This window comes from Oleiphilus sp. HI0061 (genome assembly GCF_001635675.1).
In genome coordinates this window covers 1-1,387 of the sequence record NZ_LWFE01001531.1, presented here as the reverse complement: position 1 = coordinate 1,387, position 1,387 = coordinate 1, and the positions used below count along the sequence as shown (strand labels likewise).

Genomic DNA, 1,387 nt, shown 5'->3' with positions numbered 1-1,387 from the left:
ATAGCGACTGACTTAAAAGACGTTCAAACACGAGTAGAGGGCTTGGCCTGGGTTAACAGTGCGACTGTGAGTAGAGTCTGGCCGGGCGAAATCAAGCTGCTAATAAATGAACAAGTTGCGGTGAGTCAGTGGAATGACGGAGCGTTGCTCAATGCAGAAGGTGTTGTCTTTAAGCCTGCTGAACTAAGAAGTGATTTATTGGTTTTACCGCAACTGATCGGCAGTGAGCAGTTCAGTGCGTCGAAGAAAAATATGATGTATTCAACGCTCGGAGTACTACAGCAAGGCCTTAAAGAGTATGGCTTGGCTATTAGAGCGCTGGAATTGAAACCTAGAAATGTCTGGAATATGACCTTGAGTAATGGTGTGGCGGTCGCAATGGGTGAAATTAAGCTACAAGATCGCGAAGGGCAGCAGAACCTTGAAGCCAAGCTGGAACGAGTTGGTAAGGTTTTCAGCTCCAGAGCAAATATTGACGTGGCGAATATTAGCCGAATCGACGCTCGCTACCCGAACGGTGTAGCGATCAAGTGGCGATCCGGTAAAAAGTAAGAATTAGGAATGTGTTTGTGAGCCGGGCATCGGATGGCCTTAGGCTTCGCGAAAGCAAAGTTGGTACAAAAGTAACGTGGGAACACCAGAATGGCTGGCTCATTAGAAAATGAATTTACCGTGGGGTTGGATATTGGAACCTCCAAAATTGTTGCAATTGTTGGCAAGAAGAATAGTGAAGGACAGATCGAAATAGTTGGTATCGGTTCGCACCCTTCTCGTGGCTTAAAGAGAGGGGTTGTTGTCAATATTGAGTCAACAGTTAACGCAATTCAACGAGCTGTCGAAGAGGCTGAGCTGATGGCAGGGTGCCAGATTCACTCTGTCTATGCAGGAATAGCCGGGAGCCATATTCGCAGTATGAATTCGCACGGCATTGTTGCGGTTCGAGATCGAGAAGTTGTTCAGGCCGATATTGATCGTGTTATCGATGCTGCACAGGCTGTGGCAATACCAGCAGACCAGAAAGTGCTGCACATTCTCCCTCAGGAGTTTGTGATTGATAGCCAGGAAGGCATTAAAGAGCCTTTGGGTATGTCTGGTGTGCGTCTAGAAGCAAAGGTGCACTTGGTGACCTGTGCGGTTAACGCAGCTCAGAATATAGAAAAGTGTGTGCAGAAGTGTGATCTGGACGTTGATGACATTATTTTAGAGCAGTTGGCTTCAAGCTATGCGGTGCTCACTGACGATGAGAAAGAGTTAGGTGTCTGTGTTGTGGATATTGGTGGTGGAACAACCGACATCGCAATATTTACCGGTGGTGCGATTCGTCATACCGCAGTAATCCCGATAGCGGGCGACCAGGTGACGAATGATATTGCCATGGCACTGCGTA

Annotated in this window: 2 protein-coding genes; both read left to right on the top strand. The window is 47.5% G+C overall.

All coding sequences use genetic code 11. The annotated features are described in order from the left end of the window. Positions 1-552, top strand: a 552-nt coding sequence (locus tag A3735_RS23850) for a cell division protein FtsQ/DivIB (protein WP_231882638.1), incomplete at its 5' end; no start/stop codon positions are given. Between the two features lie 90 nt (positions 553-642). Continuing rightward, on the top strand, positions 643-1,387 hold a 745-nt coding region (gene ftsA, locus A3735_RS23845), incomplete at its 3' end, for a cell division protein FtsA (RefSeq protein WP_068638789.1).